The organism is Vogesella facilis, from assembly GCF_042648525.1.
Taxonomy (GTDB): Bacteria; Pseudomonadota; Gammaproteobacteria; order Burkholderiales; family Chromobacteriaceae; genus Vogesella; species Vogesella facilis.
In genome coordinates this window covers 65897-85401 of record NZ_JBHRXN010000032.1, presented here as the reverse complement: position 1 = coordinate 85401, position 19505 = coordinate 65897, and the positions used below count along the sequence as shown (strand labels likewise).

Annotated in this window: 18 protein-coding genes; 6 read left to right on the top strand and 12 right to left on the bottom strand. The window is 67.8% G+C overall.

The annotated features are described in order from the left end of the window. Positions 1 to 183: 183 nt before the first annotated feature. Positions 184 to 660 (bottom strand): homoprotocatechuate degradation operon regulator HpaR, encoded by a 477-nt coding sequence (hpaR, locus tag ACFOLG_RS14010; protein WP_386092904.1) that lies wholly within the window; start codon positions 658 to 660, stop codon positions 184 to 186. A gap of 146 nt (positions 661 to 806) precedes the next feature. Here hpaR and ACFOLG_RS14005 point away from each other — a divergent pair, with 146 nt between their 5' ends. Continuing rightward, the gene (locus ACFOLG_RS14005; protein WP_386092902.1) at positions 807 to 1595 is read left to right on the top strand and encodes an SDR family NAD(P)-dependent oxidoreductase; all 789 of its coding nucleotides are present in this window, start codon (positions 807 to 809) and stop codon (positions 1593 to 1595) included. A 54-nt stretch (positions 1596 to 1649) separates the two neighbouring features. On the opposite strand, the gene ACFOLG_RS14000 is transcribed toward ACFOLG_RS14005, so the two are convergent. The 11 genes from ACFOLG_RS14000 to araD1 all read right to left on the bottom strand — a co-directional run bounded on the left by ACFOLG_RS14000 (position 1650) and on the right by araD1 (position 13984). After that, positions 1650 to 2687: an ABC transporter substrate-binding protein gene (locus ACFOLG_RS14000; protein WP_386092900.1), complete on the bottom strand. Its 1038-nt coding sequence runs from the start codon at positions 2685 to 2687 to the stop codon at positions 1650 to 1652. Positions 2688 to 3050: 363 nt separating this feature from the next. Beyond that, positions 3051 to 3839 carry an SDR family oxidoreductase gene (locus tag ACFOLG_RS13995; protein ID WP_386092898.1) on the bottom strand — a complete coding sequence of 263 codons (789 nt, stop codon included), beginning with the start codon at positions 3837 to 3839 and terminating at the stop codon, positions 3051 to 3053. A gap of 73 nt (positions 3840 to 3912) precedes the next feature. After that, positions 3913 to 4728 carry a MoaF C-terminal domain-containing protein gene (locus tag ACFOLG_RS13990; protein ID WP_386092896.1) on the bottom strand — a complete coding sequence of 272 codons (816 nt, stop codon included), beginning with the start codon at positions 4726 to 4728 and terminating at the stop codon, positions 3913 to 3915. Between the two features lie 226 nt (positions 4729 to 4954). After that, positions 4955 to 5485: a DUF2939 domain-containing protein gene (locus tag ACFOLG_RS13985; protein ID WP_386092894.1), complete on the bottom strand. Its 531-nt coding sequence runs from the start codon at positions 5483 to 5485 to the stop codon at positions 4955 to 4957. A 278-nt stretch (positions 5486 to 5763) separates the two neighbouring features. Next, positions 5764 to 6444 (bottom strand): 2-dehydro-3-deoxy-6-phosphogalactonate aldolase, encoded by a 681-nt coding sequence (locus tag ACFOLG_RS13980; RefSeq protein ID WP_386092892.1) that lies wholly within the window; start codon positions 6442 to 6444, stop codon positions 5764 to 5766. Position 6445: 1 nt separating this feature from the next. Next, a complete protein-coding gene (locus ACFOLG_RS13975; protein WP_386092890.1) occupies positions 6446 to 7429 on the bottom strand; it encodes a 2-dehydro-3-deoxygalactonokinase in 984 nt (327 codons plus the stop codon). A 58-nt stretch (positions 7430 to 7487) separates the two neighbouring features. After that, complete coding sequence (mmsB, locus tag ACFOLG_RS13970) at positions 7488 to 8684, bottom strand: multiple monosaccharide ABC transporter permease (RefSeq protein ID WP_386092888.1); 1197 nt, start codon at positions 8682 to 8684, stop codon at positions 7488 to 7490. After that, positions 8681 to 10213, bottom strand: coding sequence for a multiple monosaccharide ABC transporter ATP-binding protein (gene mmsA, locus ACFOLG_RS13965; protein WP_386092886.1), 1533 nt, complete (start codon positions 10211 to 10213; stop codon positions 8681 to 8683). The genes mmsB and mmsA overlap by 4 nt, the downstream gene beginning before the upstream one ends. Positions 10214 to 10360: 147 nt before the next feature. Then, complete coding sequence (gene chvE / locus ACFOLG_RS13960) at positions 10361 to 11416, bottom strand: multiple monosaccharide ABC transporter substrate-binding protein (RefSeq protein WP_386092884.1); 1056 nt, start codon at positions 11414 to 11416, stop codon at positions 10361 to 10363. Between the two features lie 127 nt (positions 11417 to 11543). Then, positions 11544 to 12983, bottom strand: a complete 1440-nt coding sequence (locus tag ACFOLG_RS13955) for an aldehyde dehydrogenase family protein (protein WP_386092882.1) — start codon at positions 12981 to 12983, stop codon at positions 11544 to 11546. After that, entirely contained in the window at positions 12980 to 13984 is a 1005-nt protein-coding gene (gene araD1 / locus ACFOLG_RS13950; protein ID WP_386092880.1) for an AraD1 family protein, read from the bottom strand. Before araD1 ends, ACFOLG_RS13955 begins: the two co-directional genes overlap by 4 nt. 112 nt (positions 13985 to 14096) lie before the next feature. On the opposite strand from araD1, the gene ACFOLG_RS13945 reads away from it, so the two are divergent. From ACFOLG_RS13945 to ACFOLG_RS13925, 5 genes are all read left to right on the top strand, one after another. Next, positions 14097 to 15056, top strand: a complete 960-nt coding sequence (locus ACFOLG_RS13945; RefSeq protein WP_386092878.1) for a LysR family transcriptional regulator — start codon at positions 14097 to 14099, stop codon at positions 15054 to 15056. 115 nt (positions 15057 to 15171) lie between these two features. Further along, positions 15172 to 16893, top strand: coding sequence for an IlvD/Edd family dehydratase (locus tag ACFOLG_RS13940; protein ID WP_386092876.1), 1722 nt, complete (start codon positions 15172 to 15174; stop codon positions 16891 to 16893). Positions 16894 to 16969: 76 nt separating this feature from the next. Beyond that, positions 16970 to 17734 (top strand): SDR family NAD(P)-dependent oxidoreductase, encoded by a 765-nt coding sequence (locus ACFOLG_RS13935; RefSeq protein WP_386092874.1) that lies wholly within the window; start codon positions 16970 to 16972, stop codon positions 17732 to 17734. Next, positions 17734 to 18612: an SMP-30/gluconolactonase/LRE family protein gene (locus ACFOLG_RS13930; RefSeq protein WP_386092872.1), complete on the top strand. Its 879-nt coding sequence runs from the start codon at positions 17734 to 17736 to the stop codon at positions 18610 to 18612. Before ACFOLG_RS13935 ends, ACFOLG_RS13930 begins: the two co-directional genes overlap by 1 nt. Then, complete coding sequence (locus tag ACFOLG_RS13925; protein WP_386092870.1) at positions 18602 to 19498, top strand: aldose 1-epimerase; 897 nt, start codon at positions 18602 to 18604, stop codon at positions 19496 to 19498. The genes ACFOLG_RS13930 and ACFOLG_RS13925 overlap by 11 nt, the downstream gene beginning before the upstream one ends. Positions 19499 to 19505: the final 7 nt, after the last annotated feature.

Here is a 19505-nt window from a genome sequence, read left to right as displayed (position 1 = left end):
CCGTTTTCACCTTGCCAACCACAAGGGCGCCTGCGGCGCCCTTGTGGTTTTAGTGTGTAGCTTGTCCGGGCTATTTGCTGCCGTAGGGCGGGTTGGCCGCAGGCCATACCCGCGCAAAGTTGGTCGTTCACGCGGGTATGAACCGCTGGTTCAACCCGCCCTACGTATTGTTTTCCAGCCGGTTCACTCGGCGGCGGTTTCTTCTTCCGGCGTGGTCGGCTGGGCGGCGGGGGCCGGCAGCTGTTCCAGCTCGGTGAGCAGGGTCAGCAGCTGCTCCAGCTTGTCCTCGCCGAAGTGCTGTTCGATCTGTTCGTAGCAGGCGGCGGACAGCGGCGAGATCTGCTGCGTCAGCGCGCGGCCTTCTGCCGACAGCGACACGATCAGCCGGCGGCTGTCGCTCTTGTCCTTGCGGCGGTGGATCAGGCCGGCCTTTTCCATGCGCACCAGGATGCCGGTGAGGCTGGGCGGCAGGATGCAGGCCAGGTCGGCCACCATGCCGGCCTCCATTTCGCCGCGGTCGTCCAGCAGGCGCAGGATGCGCCACTGCTGTTCGGTGAGGCCGTAGCCGTTGAGCAGCGGGCGGAAATAGGCCATCACGGCTTCTCGGGCGCGCAGCAGGTGCTGCGGCAGGCGGTGCTGGTGCGGGCGATGGGTATCCATGAGCGTGCTTCGGGTAATAGATGTTGAACATCTTAACATTTCACGCGGCCGCCGGCAGCCCCGCCGCGGCGCGTCATCCCTCCGGCTGATGCCGCCGCCGCCGCCGTGGCCGCAGACTGGCGCTTTACCACCCATCGGAGAGCCATATGTCCTTGCACAACAAAACCATCGTCATCACCGGCGCCGGCACCGGCATCGGCGAAGCCTGCGCCCGCCGCTTTGCCGCCGAGGGCGCGCGGCTGGTGTTGATTGGCCGCCGTGCGGCGCCGCTGCAGCGCGTGGCGCAGGTCACCGGCGGCCTGGTGCTGGTGGGCGATGCCGCCAGCAGTGCCGACTGGCAGGAATTCAGCGCCCGCATCCTGCAGCAGTACGGCGCCATCGACGCGCTGGTGGCCTGCGCCGGCGGCATGGGGCTGGGCAGCGCCACCGACACCGACGATGCCGCCTGGCAGCAGGCGCTGGCGGCCAACCTTGGCACCGCCTTCGCCAGCGCCCGCGCCTGCCTGCCGGCGCTGCAGCACAGCCGCGGCAGCATCGTGCTGCTGGCGTCCATTGCCTCGCTGGCGGCCGGGCCGGCGGTGTGCGGCTACACCACCGCCAAGCACGCGCTGCTGGGGCTGACCCGCTCGCTGGCGCGCGATTACGGTCCGCACGGCGTGCGGGTGAACGCGGTATGTCCGGGCTGGGTGCGCACGCCGATGGCGGACGAGGAGATGCAGCCGCTGATGGCGCATTACGGTGAAAGCCTGGACGCCGCCTACCGCCGCGTCTGCGCCGAGGTGCCGCTGCGCCGCGCCGCCGAGGCGCACGAGATCGCCGCGCTGTGCCGCTTCCTGGTGTCGGACGAGGCCGCCATCATCACCGGCGCCAGCATCGTTGCCGATGGCGGCGCCAGCATCGTGGACGTGCCGACGCTGGCGTTCGAGCGCTTGTAGGCAATAAAAAGGCCGCACCAGTTGGTGCGGCCTGCTTCAGGCTTACAGCAGCAATCAGCGTGCCGCCCAGGCGTTGAAGCGTTCCTCCAGCTCCTCGCCGTGCTCCACCCAGAAGTTCACATCCAGCGCCAGCGCGTTTTTCAGGTTGGCCGGCCAGGTGGGCAGTTTGGCTGCCACCTGCGGATTGATCTTCTGTACCGCCTTCAGATTGGTCGGGCCGTAGGCGATCTTGTTGGAGTACACCGCCTGGTTTTCTGGGCGGCTGGCATGCTTGATGAAGGCCATGGCCTCCCTGGCATTGGGCGAGCCCTTGGGCACCGCCCAGAAGTCGACGTCATAGATGCTGCCGGCCCAGGCCAGCTGCAGGTTCTTGCCTTCCTTCTGCGCCACGTCGATGCGGCCGTTGTAGGCCGAGCTCATCACCACGTCGCCGGCGGCCAGGAATTGCGGCGGCTGGGCGCCGGCTTCCCACCACTGGATGTGCGGCTTCAGCTGGTCCAGCTTTCTGAAGGCGCGATCCACGCCGGCCTTGCTGGCCAGCTGCTTGTAGACATCGGCCGGCTTCACGCCGTCGGCCAGCAGCGCAAACTCCAGGGTGTACTTGGCGCCCTTGCGCAGGCCGCGCTTGCCGGGGAATTTCTGCACGTTCCAGAAATCGGCCCAGTTCTGCGGCGCGGTTTTCAGCTTGTCGGCGTTGTAGGCCAGTGCGGTGGACCACACGAAGATGCCGGCACCGCATTCGCTGATTGCCGGCTTCAGAAAGTCGGCCTTGTTGCCCACCTGCGCCCAGTCGATTTTCTCGAACAGGCCGTCCTCGCAGCCGCGCATCAGCTCCGGCGCTTCGACTTCCACTATGTCCCAGCTTACTTTCCGGGCATCCACCATGGCCTTGATCTTGGCCATTTCGCCGTTGTAATCGCCGGCAGTCACCTTGTTGCCGCTGGCCTTTTCATAAGTCTGGTAGTAGGCCAGCGCCTGGGCGTCCTTGTTGGCGCCGCCGAAGGACACCACGGTGAGATCCTTGGCCATGGCGCCGGGCAGGTTGGCCGCAAGCAGGCCCAGGGCCACGATTCGGGGGAGGTAATTGTGCATAGCTGTTCTCCTGTGTGTGTGAAGCGGGTGCCCGGGGCGGGCGGGTGCTGCGGGTGAAACACGGGGGAAACTGCCGCTGTGGGACGGCAGAGGGAACGGGCCGGGCGGCAGCCGGTGCGGCGAGTGGGCGCTGCATGGCAGCCGGCGGAGGCGGGGAGGGCTGGATGGTGGTCATGGTGGGGGCATCGCAGCCCGCGACTGTCCGCGGCTTGGCAGGGCCAGTCTACGGAGCGGTTTTACATAGCCAAAATATTTAAAAGCTATGCACAAGATAAGCTGGAGATATGCAGTGGGTAGCTGACCCCGCGCTGCGGGCGAGGGCTGCGCGGGGTCGGGCCAGAGAGGGTTCAGGCCAGAGAGGGTTCAGGCCGGTACGGCGCCGGCTTCCGGCAGCGTGGCGCCGCCATCCACCACGATGGTCTGGCCGGTGATGTAGCCGGCGGCATCGGAGGCCAGGAACAGCATGGCGGCGGCGATGTCGGCCGGCTCGCCCAGCCGCCCCAGCGGCACGCCGGCGGCAATGCTGGCATTCAGCGCCGCGTCGCCCAGATTGGCCATCGCCGGGGTACGTATCATGCCCGGCTCCACGCCGTTGACGGTGATGCCGTCGGCCGCCAGTTCCAGCGCGGCTGCACGGATGAAGCCGTTCACCCCGGCCTTGGAGGCGGCGTAGTGCGCCAGGCCCGGGTAGGCGACGCGCGGGCCGGTAACGGAGGAGGTGGCCAGGATGCGGCCGCCGCGCACGCGCAGCAGCGGCAGCGCCGCCTGGGTGAGCCAGAACAGCGCCGACAGGTTCACGTCAAGCGTGCGCTGCAGCAGCGGCGGGGTGATGTCCGCCAGCGGCGTCAGCGGAAAGTAGGCGGCGTTGTGCAGCAGCACGTCCAGCCGGCCATGCGTGCGGCCAACGTTGTGCAGCAGTTCGCCGATGGCGTCGTGGTCGGCGAGGTCGATACCGTAGGCGTGCACGTCGCCGCCGGCGGCGTTCAGTTCGGCAGCGGTGGCGGCAGCCTTGTCGGCCTGCAGGTCGGCGATGATCACGCGCGCGCCGTGGGCGGCAAAGGCGTGGCTGATGCCACGGCCGATGCCCTGGGCGCCGCCGGTGACCAGCACCACGCGGCCGGCAAAATCCGGGGTGTAGCAGGGAGTGAGCATGTGTTTCTCCGGCATGGTGCGCGGCCCGGCTGGAGGCCGGGCCGCGGGAGGGAGGTAGACCGTGAACAGGCGCTCAGTCGAGCGCGTGGCGGGTGGTGTTCAGCACCTGCGCCGTGGCGCCCACCGCGAAGTTGGACAGCACGCCGAAGTCGCCGCCCTGGTAGCCGACGATCTTGCCGTCGGTCTTGCCGCGCGCCAGGTCGATCAGCACCACGCCCAGGGTGGGGATGATCTTCTCGCGCCACACGAACAGGTACAGCTGCGCGGCCAGCTTGATGTAGTGGCAGCGGTCGACATCGGCCAGGCCCTGCTCCACGCCCTGCAGGCATTGCCAGGCGTAGAAGTTTTCATTCAGGTAGACGTGCTCGTAGCACTCGGTGCGGCTGTAGCGGTACTGGTTGCGCATGCCGACCAGCTCGCGGGTGGCGTGGTGCAGCTGCTCGCCAGGCCTGGCCGCACGGTCCACGGTGCCGTGGCTGATGCTGGCGGCCACCGCGGTCAGCTCCAGCCCCTGCGCCACGCGGCGGAACGGATCCAGCCGGGTGGCGGCCTCGTCCGGCAGCTGGCCGTCGACGCGGGTGTACAGACCGTGCGCCAGGTCCAGCACCAGGCTCAGCGAGGCACCGGCCGGCGAGGGCGGCAGGCAGTCGACAAAGTACAGGCCGTCGCGAAGCGAGGTGATGCGGCACGGGGCGTGGCTGTCGCCCGTGTCCTGCTGCAGCGTCAGGCTGCCGTCGGCGGCAAGCTGCAGCGTGGCCACGCCGCCGGCGCTGTCGTACAGCCGGAAGCTGCGGCCGGCGAGATCGCCGCAGGGCGGCAGGGTGTTGTTGTCGGGGGCGAAACCGTCGGCCAGTGCGCCGACCTGGATGAATACCGGTTGCTGTTGCATTGCGTGCTCCATCGGTGCGAGCCCCGGGCGGGGCGATGGCAGCAATGTAGCGGCCGGCCGCGCAGCGGCCCATCAACCGGAGGGATGAGCCCTGAACCGGCGCCGGCCTGCGGCGGGCCGGAACTGCGGGGTACAGCGACGGTGCAGAAAGTGGCCAGCCGGGTGCGCCGTCTGGCAGCGCACCCGTTCCGTGCCCGCGCGGCGCAGCTGGCGCGCCGCTCGCCGCTTACTGCGGCAGGCGAATCTCGGTCAGCTGCCACGACACCAGGTTGTGCCGCTGCAGCACCAGGTTGATTGCATGCGCAGGCTGGTCGTGCCGGTAGACCTTGACGGTAAACTGATTGAGTCCGTCGTAGCCCATTTGGGTTTCGACTTTGTCTGATTCCGTGGCCGGCGCTTCCGGGCTGCCGGACTCGCTGCGGTGGGTGCTGGACAGCGGCTTTTCGCCCTGCAGCACCATGGCGAGGCCCTGCGGCGACACCACCGCATCGACCATGGCATTGACCATGGCGCCGGCAAACACCGCGCCCACCGCCGCCAGCGGGTTGCCCTGCAGTTTCTGCAGCATCTGGCCGTTCAGCTCGGCCTTCAGGTTTTCTTTGACGGTGGGAAAGTCCACGTAGCTGGCCAGCTTGCTCGCATTGCGTTCATGCGCGGCAGCCTGCATGCCGTGCACGGCCTGATACGGGGTGTAGTAAAACCAGCCGGCCAGTGCGACGGCGGCAATGGCCAAACCGCCTTTCAACTTGTTATCCATGGGGTGTCCTGTGTGGCGTCGGAAGAGTCGTCATCCAGATTGGATAGCAAATTGCCTGGCGCGGCAATGGCTGCTTGGCCGCGCGGCGTGCCCGCGCAGTGGTGGTGGCGGCAGGCAGGCCGATTGCCGCGGCTGGCTGCTGGCGGAGGCGCGGCAGCAGCGCCAGGAGCGCGCCTTTGCCGCAGGCGCCGGCCTTCAAGCGCTGGCGGCGCGCGCCGTCCCGCTACGTCCGCAGCGGCCGCGCTGGCGCCGCGCGGGCAGGGCAGGCCTTGCCCGCGTCAGCCGCTGACGGCAGCGGCACCGGCACTCGCCACCAGGTGCTGCATGGCGCTGGCAAACGTGCGCGCCTGCGTCGCCACCTGTTCCACACTCATGCCCGGCTTGAACAGCGCGCTGCCGATGCCGAAGCCGCTGGCGCCGGCGGCGCTGAAGGCGGCCATATTGTCCGGGGTGATGCCGCCCACCGGCAGCAGCCGGGTCGCCCGCGGCAGCACCGCGCGCAGCGCCTTGATGATGGCCGGGGTGACGGCTTCGCCGGGGAACAGCTTCAGGCCGTCGGCGCCGGCCTGCAGCGCGGCAAAGCATTCGCTGGCGGTCTGCACGCCGGGTAGCGCGTACAGCCCCAGCGCCTTGCTGCTGGTGACCACCTCCCGCTCCAGATTGGGCGACACGATCAGCCGCCCGCCGGCGGCAGCCACCTCGCGCACCTGCTGCGCGCTGAGTACGGTGCCGGCGCCCACCAGCATGCGTTCGCTGAAGTGCTGGGCCAGCAGGGCGATGCTGTCCAGCGGCGCCGGCGAGTTCAGCGGTACTTCCAGCATGCGCCAGCCGGCGGCATACAGTGCCTCGGCAATGGCGATGACTTCGTCCGGGCGTACCCCGCGCAGGATGGCGACCAGCGGCAGCTGCGCCATGGCGCTGTCGAGGTCCAGCGGCGGGGTAAGGGTGTGTTGCTGCATGTCAGGTCTCCAGGCCAAGGTTGGCCGCAGGTTGCCGGCACAGGCCGGCCTGGCTGGCGATGCACCACAGGCCGGCACTGGCGGCGCGCTCGCCATCCAGGCTCACGCTGGCGATGCCGAGGTGTTGCAGGGCGGTGGCGTAGCGGCGGGTCAGCGCCGGGCTGCCGATCAGCCCGCAGCGCGCCACGCTGCCGCCGGCGGCCAGCGCGCCGTGGATTTCGTAGCCGATCAGCAGGCCGGACAGCCAGTCGTTCAGCGCGGCGGGTGGCAGCTGCTGCTGCACGCCGCGGGCGCGCACGCCGAACAGCTGGTGCAGCCAGTCGCCACGCTCACGGGCGGCAGCCACGCCGGCGAGGAAGCTGTCGGCATCGAAGTCGCCGTCCGCCAGCAGCGGCGCCAGCAGGCTGTGTTCGCGCAGCAGCGCGTACAGCTCGCCGGTCATGCAGGTGGCCAGCGCCAGCAGCTGCCCGCCCTGCAGGCGCAGCCATTTGTTGTGGGTACCGGGGGTGAGGATCAGCTCCGGCGCCTCCAGTTCCGGGTAGGCGGTGGCCAGGCCCGCCAGCTGGGTTTCCTCGCCGCGCATCACGTCGCGGAAGCCGTCGCCGGCGCCGTGGTGGCTGACGCCGGGCACCAGGTAGACATCGCGGCGCCAGGCGTTCAGCGGGGCATCCAGCCGGGTAAGGTGTTGCCCCAACGCCGCCAGCGGCAGCGGGGTGGGCAGATAGGGCACCGTCTGCCAGCCCTGCTGGCTGCCGGCCATGCCGCAGGCCAGCATCGGCACGGTGGGGTGGGCCTGCAGCCATGCGGCCAACCAGGCTTGCACCGTGGCCACGCCGGCGGCGCCGGGGTGGTGGCTGACGCCCAGCGGCGCCTGCATGCTGTCCAGCAGCGCGCCATGCTGGCCGAACAGGAAGGCGCGCACCTGGGTGGAGCCCCAGTCCAGGCCGATCAGCGCCGGGGTAGTTACGGGTGGGGGAAGTGACATCGTGGCGCTCTCGTCGCGGGCAAGGTTGGCCGCAGGCATGGCTGCGGCCAACGTGGCCTTATTTGTTCTTGTAGTAAACGTCCACCCACACCGCGGCCAGCAGCACCAGGCCCTTGATCACCTGCTGGTAATCGATGCCGATGCCGAGGATGGACATGCCGTTGTTCATCACCCCCATGATGAAGGCGCCGATCACCGCGCCCATCACCTTACCCACGCCGCCGGAGGCGGAGGCCCCGCCGATGAAGCAGGCGGCGATCACGTCCAGCTCGAAGCCGAGGCCGGCTTTCGGCGTGGCGGTGTTCAGCCGCGCGGCGAACACCAGCCCGGCCAGCGCCGCCAGCACGCCCATATTGACGAAGGTGTAGAAGGTCAGCCGCTGGGTGTTGATGCCGGACAGGCGGGTGGCCTTCTCGTTGCCGCCCAGCGCGTAGATGCGGCGGCCGACGGTGGTGCGGTTGGTGACGAACTGGTACAGCGCCACCAGCAGGCACATGATGATCAGCACATTGGGCAGGCCCTTGTAGGCGGCCAGCTTGTAGCTGAAGAACACGATGATGGCGCCAATCAGCAGCTGCTTGGCCCAGAAGAAATGGCCGGGCTCTTCTTCCATGCCGTGGCGCAGGTGGGCGGCGCGCTGTTTCACCGCCAGCAGCAGCAAGGCCACCGCCGCGGTGCAGCCCAGCAGCAGCGAGCTGATGTGCAGGCCGTCGCTGTCGAAGGCTTCCGGGATGAAGCCGGAGCTGAGTTTCTGGAACACTTCTGGGAACGGGCCGATGGACTGGCCATCCAGCAGCGTCAGCGCCAGGCCCTTGAATACCAGCATGCCGGCCAGGGTGACGATGAACGACGGGATGCGGTGGTAGGCCACGAAATAGCCCTGCACCGCGCCGATGACGGCGCCGGCCAGCAGGCAGACGCCGGTGGCGACGAACACCGGCACCTCGTGCTGCACCATCAGCACCGCCGCCAGCGCGCCGATGAAGCCCGCCACCGAGCCCACCGACAAGTCGATGTGGCCGGCCACGATCACCAGCAGCATGGCCAGCGCCATGATCACGATGTAGCTGTTCTGCAGCACCAGGTTGGTGAGGTTGAGCGGCATCAGCAGCGTGCCGTCGGTCTGCAGCTGGAAGAACAGCATGATCACGATCAGCGACAGGAACATCGCGTAGTCGCGGAAGTTGCGGCGCAGGAAGCCGCTGTATTTCTTGCCCGCCGCCGCCGGCGGCAGGGTCACGGTGTGGTCGTTCATTTCTCGCTCCCGGCGCGTACGATCGCGCTCATGATCTTTTCCTGTGAAGCTTCGGCGGCGGGGAACTCCGCCACTATGCTGCCTTCGTTCATCACGTAGATGCGGTCGCACATGCCCAGCAGTTCCGGCATCTCCGACGAGATCATCAGCACGCACTTACCCTCGGCGGCCAGCTGGCTGATGATGGTGTAGATCTCGTACTTGGCGCCCACGTCCACGCCGCGGGTGGGTTCGTCCAGGATCAGCACCTCGGGCTGCGAGAACAGCCACTTGCTCAGCACCACCTTCTGCTGGTTGCCGCCGGACAGGTTCACCACCGGCTGCGTCACGCCGGAACAGCGGATGCGCAGCTTCTCGCGGAACTCGCGCGCCACGGTCACCTCGCGCGCCTGGTCTATTACCCCGGCCCGCGCCACCCGCGACAGATTGGGCAGGCTGATGTTGCGGGCGATGTCGTCGTGCAGCACCAGCCCCAGGCCCTTGCGGTCCTCGGTGACGTAGGCGATGCCGTGGCGTATCGCCTTGCGGATGGTGCTGACATCCACCGCCTGGCCGTGCAGGTAGACATCGCCCTGGATGCGCTGGCCGTAGCTGCGGCCGAAGATGCTCATCGCCAGCTCGGTACGGCCGGCGCCCATCAGCCCGGCAATGCCCACGATCTCGCCGCGGCGCACGTGCAGGTTGATGTCCTTCAGCAGCTGCCGCTCCGGGTGCTGCGGGTGGCTGGCGCGCCAGTTGCGCACCTCGAACACCGTGCCGCCGATCTGCGGCTGGCGGCGCGGGTAGCGGTCCGACATCTCGCGGCCAACCATGCGCTGGATCACGCGGTTTTCCGGTATCGGCGCGTCGGCGCAGTCCATGGTTTCGATGGCCATGCCGTCGCGTATCACCGTGATGCGGTCGGCCACCTTGGCGATTTCGTTCAGCTTGTGCGAGATCAGGATCGAGGTGATGCCCTCCCGCTGCAGCTCCAGCAGCAGCTCCAGCAGCGCGTCGCTGTCGGTTTCGTTCAGGCTGGCGGTAGGCTCGTCCAGGATCAGCAGCCGCACGTTCTTGGACAGCGCCTTGGCGATTTCCACCAGCTGCTGCTTGCCCACCCCCAAGTCGCTGATGCGGGTGGTGGGGGCCTCCTTCAGCCCCACTTTCTGCAGCAGCGCGCTGGTGCGCGCATACACCTGGTGCCAGTCGATGACGCCGTGGCGGCCCGGCTCGTTGCCCAGGAAGATGTTTTCCGCAATCGACAGCTGCGGCACCAGCGCCAGCTCCTGGTGGATGATGATGATGCCCAGCCGCTCCGAATCGCGGATGTCGCGAAATGCCTGCACCTGGCCGGCAAAGGCGATCTCGCCGCTGTAGCTGTGGTGCGGGTAGACGCCGCTGAGCACTTTCATCAGCGTGGACTTGCCGGCGCCGTTCTCGCCGACGATGGCGTGGATTTCGCCCGCCCGCACCGAGAGATTGACTTGGTTCAGCGCCACCACCCCGGGGAATTCCTTGGTGATGCTGCGCATTTCCAGAATTGTTTCCACTGCTTCGTCCCGTCGTGTAGCCCTGGCTGCCGGCGCGCGGCGGGCAGGGCGGTACCGTCGAATCCGCGCCGGCGCGCATGCGGCCAACCTTCGACCCTCATGCCGCGCCGGCACCGGCGGGTGGCCCCGCCGGCGTGGCCGGATCGGTTAGAACATGCCCTTGGAGTAGTAGCCGGTATCCACCAGCACCGGCTTCCAGTTGCTGATGTCCACACTGACTGGTTTGAGCAGATAGGAGGGCACGATCTTCACGCCGTTGTTGTAGGTCTTGGTGTCGTTCACCGGTACCGGCTTGCCCGCCAGCATGGCGTCGATCATGTCGCTGGTCACCTTGGCCAGCTCGCGGGTGTCCTTGAACACGGTCTGCGACTGTTCCTTGGCCAGGATCGATTTCACCGACGGCAGCTCGGCGTCCTGGCCGGTCACCACCGGCATCGGCAGCTTGGGCGTGCCGTAGCCCACGCCCTTGAGCGAGGAGATGATGCCGATGCTCAGGCCGTCATACGGGGAGAGAACGGCGTCCACCTTGGCGCTGCTGTAGTTGGCGCTGAGCAGGTTGTCCATGCGCGCCTGCGCCACCGCGCCGTCCCAGCGCAGGGTGGAGACCTTGTCCATGCCCAGCTGCTTGCTGCGCACCACCAGCTTGCCCTTGTCGATGTAGGGCTTCAGCACCGACATGGCGCCGTTGTAGAAGAAGAAGGCGTTGTTGTCGTCCGGCGAGCCGCCGAACAGCTCGATGTTGTACGGGCCCTTGCCGTCCTTCAGGTGCAGCGCCTTCTCGATGTAGCCGCCCTGGATCACGCCCACCTGGAAGTTGTCGAAGGTGGCGTAATAGTCCACGTTCTTGGAGCCCTTGATCAGGCGGTCATAGGCAATCACCTTGATGCCCTTGCTGGCGGCCTTGGAGAGCGCATCGGACAGCGTGGTGCCGTCGATGGCGGCAATCACCAGCACCTTGGGCCCCTTGGTGATCATGTTCTCGATCTGCGCCAGCTGGTTGGGGATGTCATCCTCGGCGTACTGCAGGTCGGTCTTGTAGCCCTTGGCCTGCAGGTACTTGACCATATTGCTGCCGTCGGCGATCCAGCGTGCCGACGACTTGGTCGGCATCGAAATGGCAACCATCCCCTTGTCGGCGGCGTGCGCGGCCAACGGTGCCAGACCGGCCAGGCCCAGCAGAATCGCCAGTGTGTGTTGTTTCATGACCATCTCCTCTTTCTCTCTCTGTGTATGACCGGTCACTGCCTGGCTCGGACGGCCAGTGGTGGGTGACACGATGGTTCTGCGGCATTATCCGGCAGCAGATCGGCGTTAAAACAGTTGTTTACGCTCAGGGCGCGGTGTAGGCGGTCTTGACTGTGGTGTAGAACGCCATCGCGTAATGACCCTGCTCGCGCGGGCCGTGGCTGGAGGCGCCGCGGCCGCCGAACGGCACGTGGTAATCCACGCCGGCGGTGGGCAGGTTCACCATCACCATGCCGCTCCGGCTGCGGCGTTTGAATTCGCTGGCGTGGCGCAGCGAGCGGGTGCAGATGCCGGCGCACAGGCCGAACTCGGTGTCGTTGGCCAGCTGCAGCGCGTGCTCGAACGATTCCGCCGCCATCGCCACCGCCACCGGGCCGAACACTTCCTCGCGGGCGATGCGCATCTGCGGCGTGGCCGCCAGCAGCGCCGGCTGCAGGTAGTGGCCGCGGCTGGCGCGGCTGAGCACTTCGCCGCCGAACAGGCTGCGGGCGCCTTCCTCGCGCGCGATGCGCAGGTAGTCCAGGTCGGTGGCCAGCTGTTTTTCGTCCACCACCGGGCCGATGTCGCTGCCGGGCAGGGTGGCGTTGTCCACCCGCAGGCTGGCCAGCTTCTGCTGCAGCCGCGCCAGGAACGGCTCGTAAATACCCTGCTCGATGATCAGCCGGCTGGAGGCGGTGCAGCGCTGGCCGGTGGAGAAGTAGGCGCCGTTGACCGCGGCCTGCACCGCGATGTCCAGGTCGGCATCGGCCAGTACCACGAGCGGGTTCTTGCCGCCCATCTCCAGCTGTACCTTCACCCCGCGCTTGCCGGCGCTGTCCAGGATCTGCTGGCCGACGCCGGCGGAGCCGGTGAAGCTGATGGCGTTCAGCGCCGGGTGCTGCACCAGGCTCTGCCCCACCAGCCGGCCGCTGCCCATCACCATATTGAACACCCCGGCCGGGATGCCGGCGCGGTGCAGGATGTCGGCCAGCACCCAGGCGCAGCCCGGCACCAGCTCGGCCGGCTTGAACACCACGGTGTTGCCGTAGGCCAGCGCCGGCGCGATCTTCCACGCCGGGATGGCGATGGGGAAATTCCACGGCGTGATGATGCCGACCACGCCCACCGGCTCGTGGCTCACCTCCACGCTGACGCCGGGGCGCACCGAGGCCAGCAGCTCGCCGCCGATGCGCAGCGCCTCGCCGGCAAAGAAGCGGAAGATCTGCCCGGCGCGGCCAACCTCGGCCACCGCCTCCGGCAGGGTCTTGCCTTCCTCGCGCGCCAGCAGCAGGCCGATCTCGTCCTGGCGCGCCAGCAGCTCGTTGCCCACCGTCTGCAGGATGTCGGCGCGGCGCTGGATGCTGCTGTGCGACCAGTCGCCCAGCGCGGCGCTGGCAGCTTCCATCGCCTCGCCGGTGTCGGCGGCGCTGCCGCGGGCGTATTCGCCCACCGGGTTGTCGAGGTCGGACGGGTTCTCGTTCAGGCCGGTGGTGGAACCGTTCACCCAGCGGCCGTTGATGTAGTTGCGGAACAGCGGCAGTTTCATAGCGCGCGCACTCCTTCGATGTCGAAGGCGGCCGGCGCGCGCGCCACCGGGTTGCGCAGCGCCGGGCCGAATTCGGGAATATGAATCACGAACTCGTCGCCTGCTTCAACCTTCACCCCGTCGGCAAAGCTCAGCGTGGCGGTGCCGAAGAAGTGCAGGTGCACGTCGCCCGGGCGCAGGAACTGCTGGTATTTGAAGTGGTGGTATTCCAGGTTGGCCAGGCTGTGGCACATATTGGCCTCGCCGGTGAGGAACGGCTTCTGCCACACGATCTTGCCGTCGCGCTCGATGCGGCTGTCGCCGCTCAGCGCCGCCGGCAGCGCACCGATGCGCAGCGCCGGCCCGATGGCGCAGGGGCGCAGCTTGGAATGCGCCAGGTACAGGTAATTCTGCCGCTCGGTGACGTGGTCGGAGAACTCGTTGCCCACCGCGAAGCCCAGCCGGCAAGGTTGGCCGCACGGGTCGATGATGTACAGCCCCACCAGCTCCGGCTCCTCGCCGTAGTCCAGCGCGAAATCCGGCGCCGGTAGCGGCTGGCCCGGCGCGGCCACGATGCCGCCGTCGCCCTTGTAGAACCATTCCGGCTGCACGCCGGGCTGGCCGCTCTGGTGGCGGCCGCCTTCCAGCCCCAGCTGGAAGATCTTCATGCTGTCGGTCAGCTCGGCATGCTCCTGCCGGTTCAGCTTCTGGTGCATCTGGTCGCGGGTGGCGGCGCTGCCCAGGTGGGTGAGGCCGGTGCCGGTAACGTAGCAGTGCGCCGGGTCCGGGTGGGTGAGCGGCGGCAGCAGCGCGCCGCGGTCGAGCAGTTCGGCATAGGGGGCGGGCGCGCCCAGCGGGTAGTCCTGCAGCGCGGCGGCCAGGTCGCGGCCGCTGGCAATGGCGGCCTGCGCCAGTGTGTAGGTGGAGGTCAGGCCGACGAGCGGGCGGTACTGCTCGCCGTCGGCGGACAGCAGGCCGACGGCAGGCTGGCCATCGGTGTCGAGATACTGGATCAACAACATGAAGCGGACTCCTGGCTGGGTGTTGAATCCATACTATCGCCAGAAGTGATGCTCAACTAATGAAAAAAATGCCATTATTGATACTGATTTTTGTATCGATTGGAGAGCGGGCATGGCGGGCAATTACCACAACTGGTTCATCCGTTCGCGGCTGAAGACGCGGCAGCTGTTGCTGCTGGTGGCGCTGGACGAGGAGCGCAACATCCACCGCACCGCCGAGGCGCTGCTGATGACGCAACCGGCGGTGTCCAAGCTGCTCAAGGAGCTGGAAGACATGCTGGAGGTGCCGCTGTTCGAGCGCCTGCCGCGCGGCATGCGGCCAACCTGGTACGGCGAGATCATGATCCGCCACGCGCGCAAGGTGCTGTCCAGCCTCAACCAGGCGCATGAGGAGATTCACGCGCTGAAGGCCGGGCAGATGGGGCAGGTGCGCATCGGCGCGATTACCGACCCCGGCACGCAGCTGGTGCCGCAGGCCATTGCCCGCATCAAGCAGCAGTACCCGCTGCTGGATATCAGCGTCACCATCGATACCAGTGACATGCTGCTGCCGCGGCTGATGGCCGGCAAGCTGGACATCATGATCGGCCGCATCCTGCAGCAGCAGGACAAGAGCAGCCTGGTGTACGAGGCCATCGCCGAGGAGCCGATCAGCATCGTCTGCCGCCCCGGCCACCCGCTGCTCAACGTGGCGGGGCTGGGGCTGCGCGACGTGTTTTCCGCCGGCTGGGTGCTGACCCCGGCCGGCAGCGTGCTGCGCCACCGCATCGACATGGGCTTCCGGCAGCAGAACATCGACCCGCCCAGCAATGTGGTGGAGACCGTGTCGCAACTGGTGACCACCACGCTGCTGGAATCCACCGACATGCTGAGCGCCATCGCCACCCGGGTGGCAGAGCACTACAGCCGCTACGGCATGCTGCGCGTCCTGCCGATCAACTTCCCGTGCAAGATGGACGAATTCGGCTTCATCACCCTGCGCGACCAGCAGCTGTCGCCCGGCGCGGTACTGATGATGCGCACGCTGCGCGAGGTGGCCAACGAGCTGTATGGCAGCAGCTTTACTGTCTGATTGATGTTTTTTTCGATATCGGTTTTGCCGATTTTTTCATTGGTTTGGCATCGATATGTGTTGCTAGGATGTTTCCATCACGCACGCCACAGTGCAGTAGCCACGGGAACACATCATGAGCAATGCCAAGAAGACACTACGCAGCCAGGGCTGGTTCGGCAAACAGGACCGCGACGGCTTCATGCACCGCAGCTGGGTGAAGAACCAGGGTTACCCGGACGATCTGTTCGATGGCCGGCCGGTGATCGGCATCTGCAATACCTGGTCCGAACTGACGCCATGCAACGGCCACTTCCGCGAGCTGGCCGAGTTCGTCAAACGCGGCGTGTACGAGGCCGGCGGCTTTCCGCTGGAGTTCCCGGTGATGTCGCTGGGCGAAACCCAGCTGCGGCCAACCGCCATGCTGTTCCGCAACCTGGCCAGCATGGACGTGGAAGAGTCCATTCGCGGCAACCCGATAGACGGCGTGGTGCTGCTGATGGGCTGCGACAAGACCACGCCCTCGCTGCTGATGGGCGCCGCCAGCTGTGACCTGCCTACCATCGGCCTGTCCGGCGGGCCGATGCTCAACGGCAAGTTCCGCGGCAAGGATGTGGGTTCCGGCACCGGGGTGTGGATGATGTCGGAGATGGTGCGCGGCGGGCAGATGAGCATGGAGGAGTTCGTGGCCTCCGAGTCCTGCATGCACCGCTCCAAGGGTAGCTGCATGACCATGGGCACTGCCTCCACCATGGCCAGCATGGTGGAAGCGCTGGGCATGTCACTGCCGGAGAACGCCGCCATTCCGGCGGTGGATTCGCGCCGCAACCGCTTGGCGCAGCTCACCGGCCGCCGCATCGTGGAGATGGTGAAGGAAGACCTCACCATGTCCAAGATCCTCACCCGCGAGGCGTTCGAGAACGCCATCCGCGTCAACGCGGCGATAGGCGGCAGTACCAATGCGGTGATCCACCTGCTGGCGCTGGCCGGCCGCATCGGCGTGCCGCTGACGCTGGACGACTGGGACCGCCTGGGCCGCGAGATGGACTGCCTGGTGAACCTGCAGCCGTCCGGCCAGTTCCTGATGGAAGACTTCTACTACGCCGGCGGCCTGCCGGCGGTGATACGCGAAATCTCCGGCGTGCTGCATGCCAACACTGTCAGCGCCAACGGCAACAGCATCGTGGCGAACTCCGCCGCCGCGCCGTGCTACAACCGCGAGGTGATCCGCCCGCGCGCCGAGCCGTTCAAGCCGGATGCCGGCATCGCGGTGCTGAAAGGCAACCTGGCGCCGGACGGCGCGGTGATCAAGCCGTCCGCCGCCACGCCGGCACTGATGAGCCACACCGGCCGCGCGGTGGTGTTCGAGGATATCGACGACTACCACGCCCGCATCGACGACCCGGAGCTGGACGTGGACGAGCACTGCGTGCTGGTGTTGAAGAACTGCGGCCCGCGCGGCTACCCCGGCATGGCCGAGGTGGGCAATATGCAGCTGCCGCCCAAGGTGCTGCAGAAGGGCATCACCGACATGGTGCGCATCTCCGATGCACGCATGAGCGGCACAGCCTACGGCACCGTGGTGCTGCACACCTCGCCGGAAGCGGCCATCGGCGGCCCGCTGGCGCTGGTGCAGAACGGCGACCTGATCGAGCTGGACGTGCCGGGGCGCCGCCTGCATCTGCATGTCAGCGACGCCGAGCTGGCGCGCCGCCGCGAGCAGTGGGTGGCGCCGGAGCAGCCGTCGCGCGGCTGGTACCATCTGTACGTCAAGCACGTGCAGCAGGCGCACCTGGGCGCCGACCTGGATTTCCTGGTGGGCAGCAGCGGTGCCGCGGTGCCGCGCGAATCGCACTAGGGTTGGCCGCAAGCGGCAGACCGATCAAGACCGCGCCACATAACAGCGGTCGGACAACACATACAAAGAGAGAGACATGAGCCAGTACGCACACTATCCCAGCCTGGCCGGCAAGGTGGTCTTCATCACCGGCGGCAGTTCCGGCATCGGTGCCGACATCGTTACCGCCTTCGCGGCGCAGGGCGCGCGGGTGGCCTTTACCGGCCGCAACCGCGAGGCAGCCACGCAGGTGCTGCAGGCCGCCGCCGCGCTGGGCCCCACGCCGCTGTTCCTGCCCTGCGACATGAGCCGGGTGGAGGACATCGCCGGCGCCTTTGCCGCCGCCCGCGAAGCGCTGGGCCGGGTGGACATCCTGATCAACAATGCGGCCAACGATGACCGCCACCAGCTGGCCACGGTCAGCGCGGACTACTTCGACCAGATGGTGGCCATCAACCTGCGCGCCGGCTTCTTTGCCGCGCAGCAGGCCGCCGCCGACATGGTGGCTGGCGGTGGCGGCGCCATCGTCAACCTCAGCTCCATCAGCTGGAAGATCAAGGGCGCCGGCTACCCGGTGTACGAAACCTGCAAGGCAGCCACCATCGGCATGACCCGTGCGCTGGCGCGCGACCTGGGCAAGCAGGGCGTGCGCGTCAACACGCTTACCCCCGGCTGGGTGATGACCGAGAAACAGCTGCGGCTGTGGGTGGATGCCGCCGGCGAGCAGATGATAGACGCCAACCAGTGCCTGGCCGGCCGCCTGCACGGCGACGATATCGCGCGCATGGCACTGTTCCTGGCGGCGGACGACAGCCGCATGATCACCGCGCAGGAATTCGTGGTGGACGCCGGGTGGACCTGATGAGCGAGGCACGCCTGCTGCATGACGCCCGCGCGGTGCTGGGCGAGGGGCTGTACTGGTCGGCGGTAGAAGCGCGGCTGTACTTCGTCGACATCCGCCAGCACACGGTGTACGCGCTGCAGGCGGATGGCAGCCTGTACCGCCAGTGGCAGCTGCCGGATCTGGCGGGCTGGGTGATACCGCGCAGCCGGGGCGGCTGGGTGGCCGGCATGCGCGACGGCTTCGCCCTGCTGCAACTGGGGGATGAGGCCACGCTGCAGCCGATTGCCAACCCGCACCCGCGCCAGCCCGGCATGCGGCTGAACGATGCCAAGGCCTGGCGCGACGGCAGCATTTTCGCCGGCTCGATGAGCGACAGCGACCCGGCTGGCGCCCATGGCCGGCTGTACCGGCTGCGGCCAGACCTGAGCTGGCAGGTGGTGGACAGCGGCTACCACATCTGCAACGGGCCGTGCTTCTCGCCCGACGGGCAGCTGATGTACCACACCGATTCCTTCCTGCGCACCATCTACCGCTACCCGCTGGCAGAAGATGGCACACCGGGGCTGCGCGAGGTGTGGAAGGTGTTTTCGCCGCAGGAAGGCTACCCGGACGGCATGACGGTGGATGCCGAAGGCTGCCTGTGGGTGGCGCACTGGGAGGGCGGCTGCGTGTCGCGCTTCGCGCCGGACGGCAGCCTGCTGCGTCGCATCCGGCTGCCGGTGGCGCTGGTGACCAATGTGGCGTTCTTTGGCGAACGGCTGGAGCGGCTGGCGGTAAGCACCGCCCGCGATGGCCTGAGCGCGGCAACGTTGGCCGCACAGCCGCAGGCCGGCAGCGTGTTCGAAATCGACCCGCAAGGCGTGCGCGGTCTGGCGCCGTACGCGTTTGCCGGCTGACATGGTGCTGCTGGCGCTGCGGCACGGGCCACTGCATGCCGAACTGCTGCCGCAGGCCGGCGGCAGCATCGCCCGCTGCTATCTGCAGACCGGCGCCGAGCGGCTGCACCTGCTGCGCCCTGCCAGCGATGCTGACATTGCACAGGGCACGGTGGCAGGCATGGCCTGCTTCCCGATGCTGCCCTTGTGCGGCCGGCTGCGCGATGGCCGCTTCCACCTGCCGGATGGCAGCCAGCTCAGCCTGCCGCCGCCGTGGCAGGCCAACCACTTTCTGCACGGCATCGGCTGGCGGCTGCCGTGGCAGCTGCTAGCGCAGCGGGCGGATCACGCCACGCTGCAGCTGCGGGTGAGCGACGGCGCCGGGCCGTACCGCTTCAGTGCCACCCAGCACATCACGCTGTATGCCACCGGGCTGACACTGGAACTGTCGCTGCGCAACGAGGCGGCGCAGACGCTGCCCTATGGCATTGGCCTGCACCCCTACTTTCCACGCCATGCCGATACCCGGCTGCAGACACATATCGCCGGCCTGTGGCAGGCGGATGCCGCCATCCTGCCGCTGTTCTCGGAGGCGGCGACGCCGCTGGCGGGCGCACTGGCCGCCGGCCTGCACCCGGACGACTGGCCGCTGGACAACACCGCCTATGGCTGGGGCGGCACGCTGAGCATCCGCCACGCCGGCCTGCAATTGCAGCTACAGGTCAGCGGGCCGGCCGATCTGCTCACTCTCTACACCCCGCCGGGGCAGGATTTCTTCTGCCTGGAACCCTGCACCCAGGTGCCGGATTTCCCCAACCTGGCTGCCCACCCCGCGGAACAAACCGGCGGCCACTGGCTGGCGCCGGGGCAGCGCCTGGCAATCAGCATGCGGCTGGCAGCGGGCTAGCGCCGCT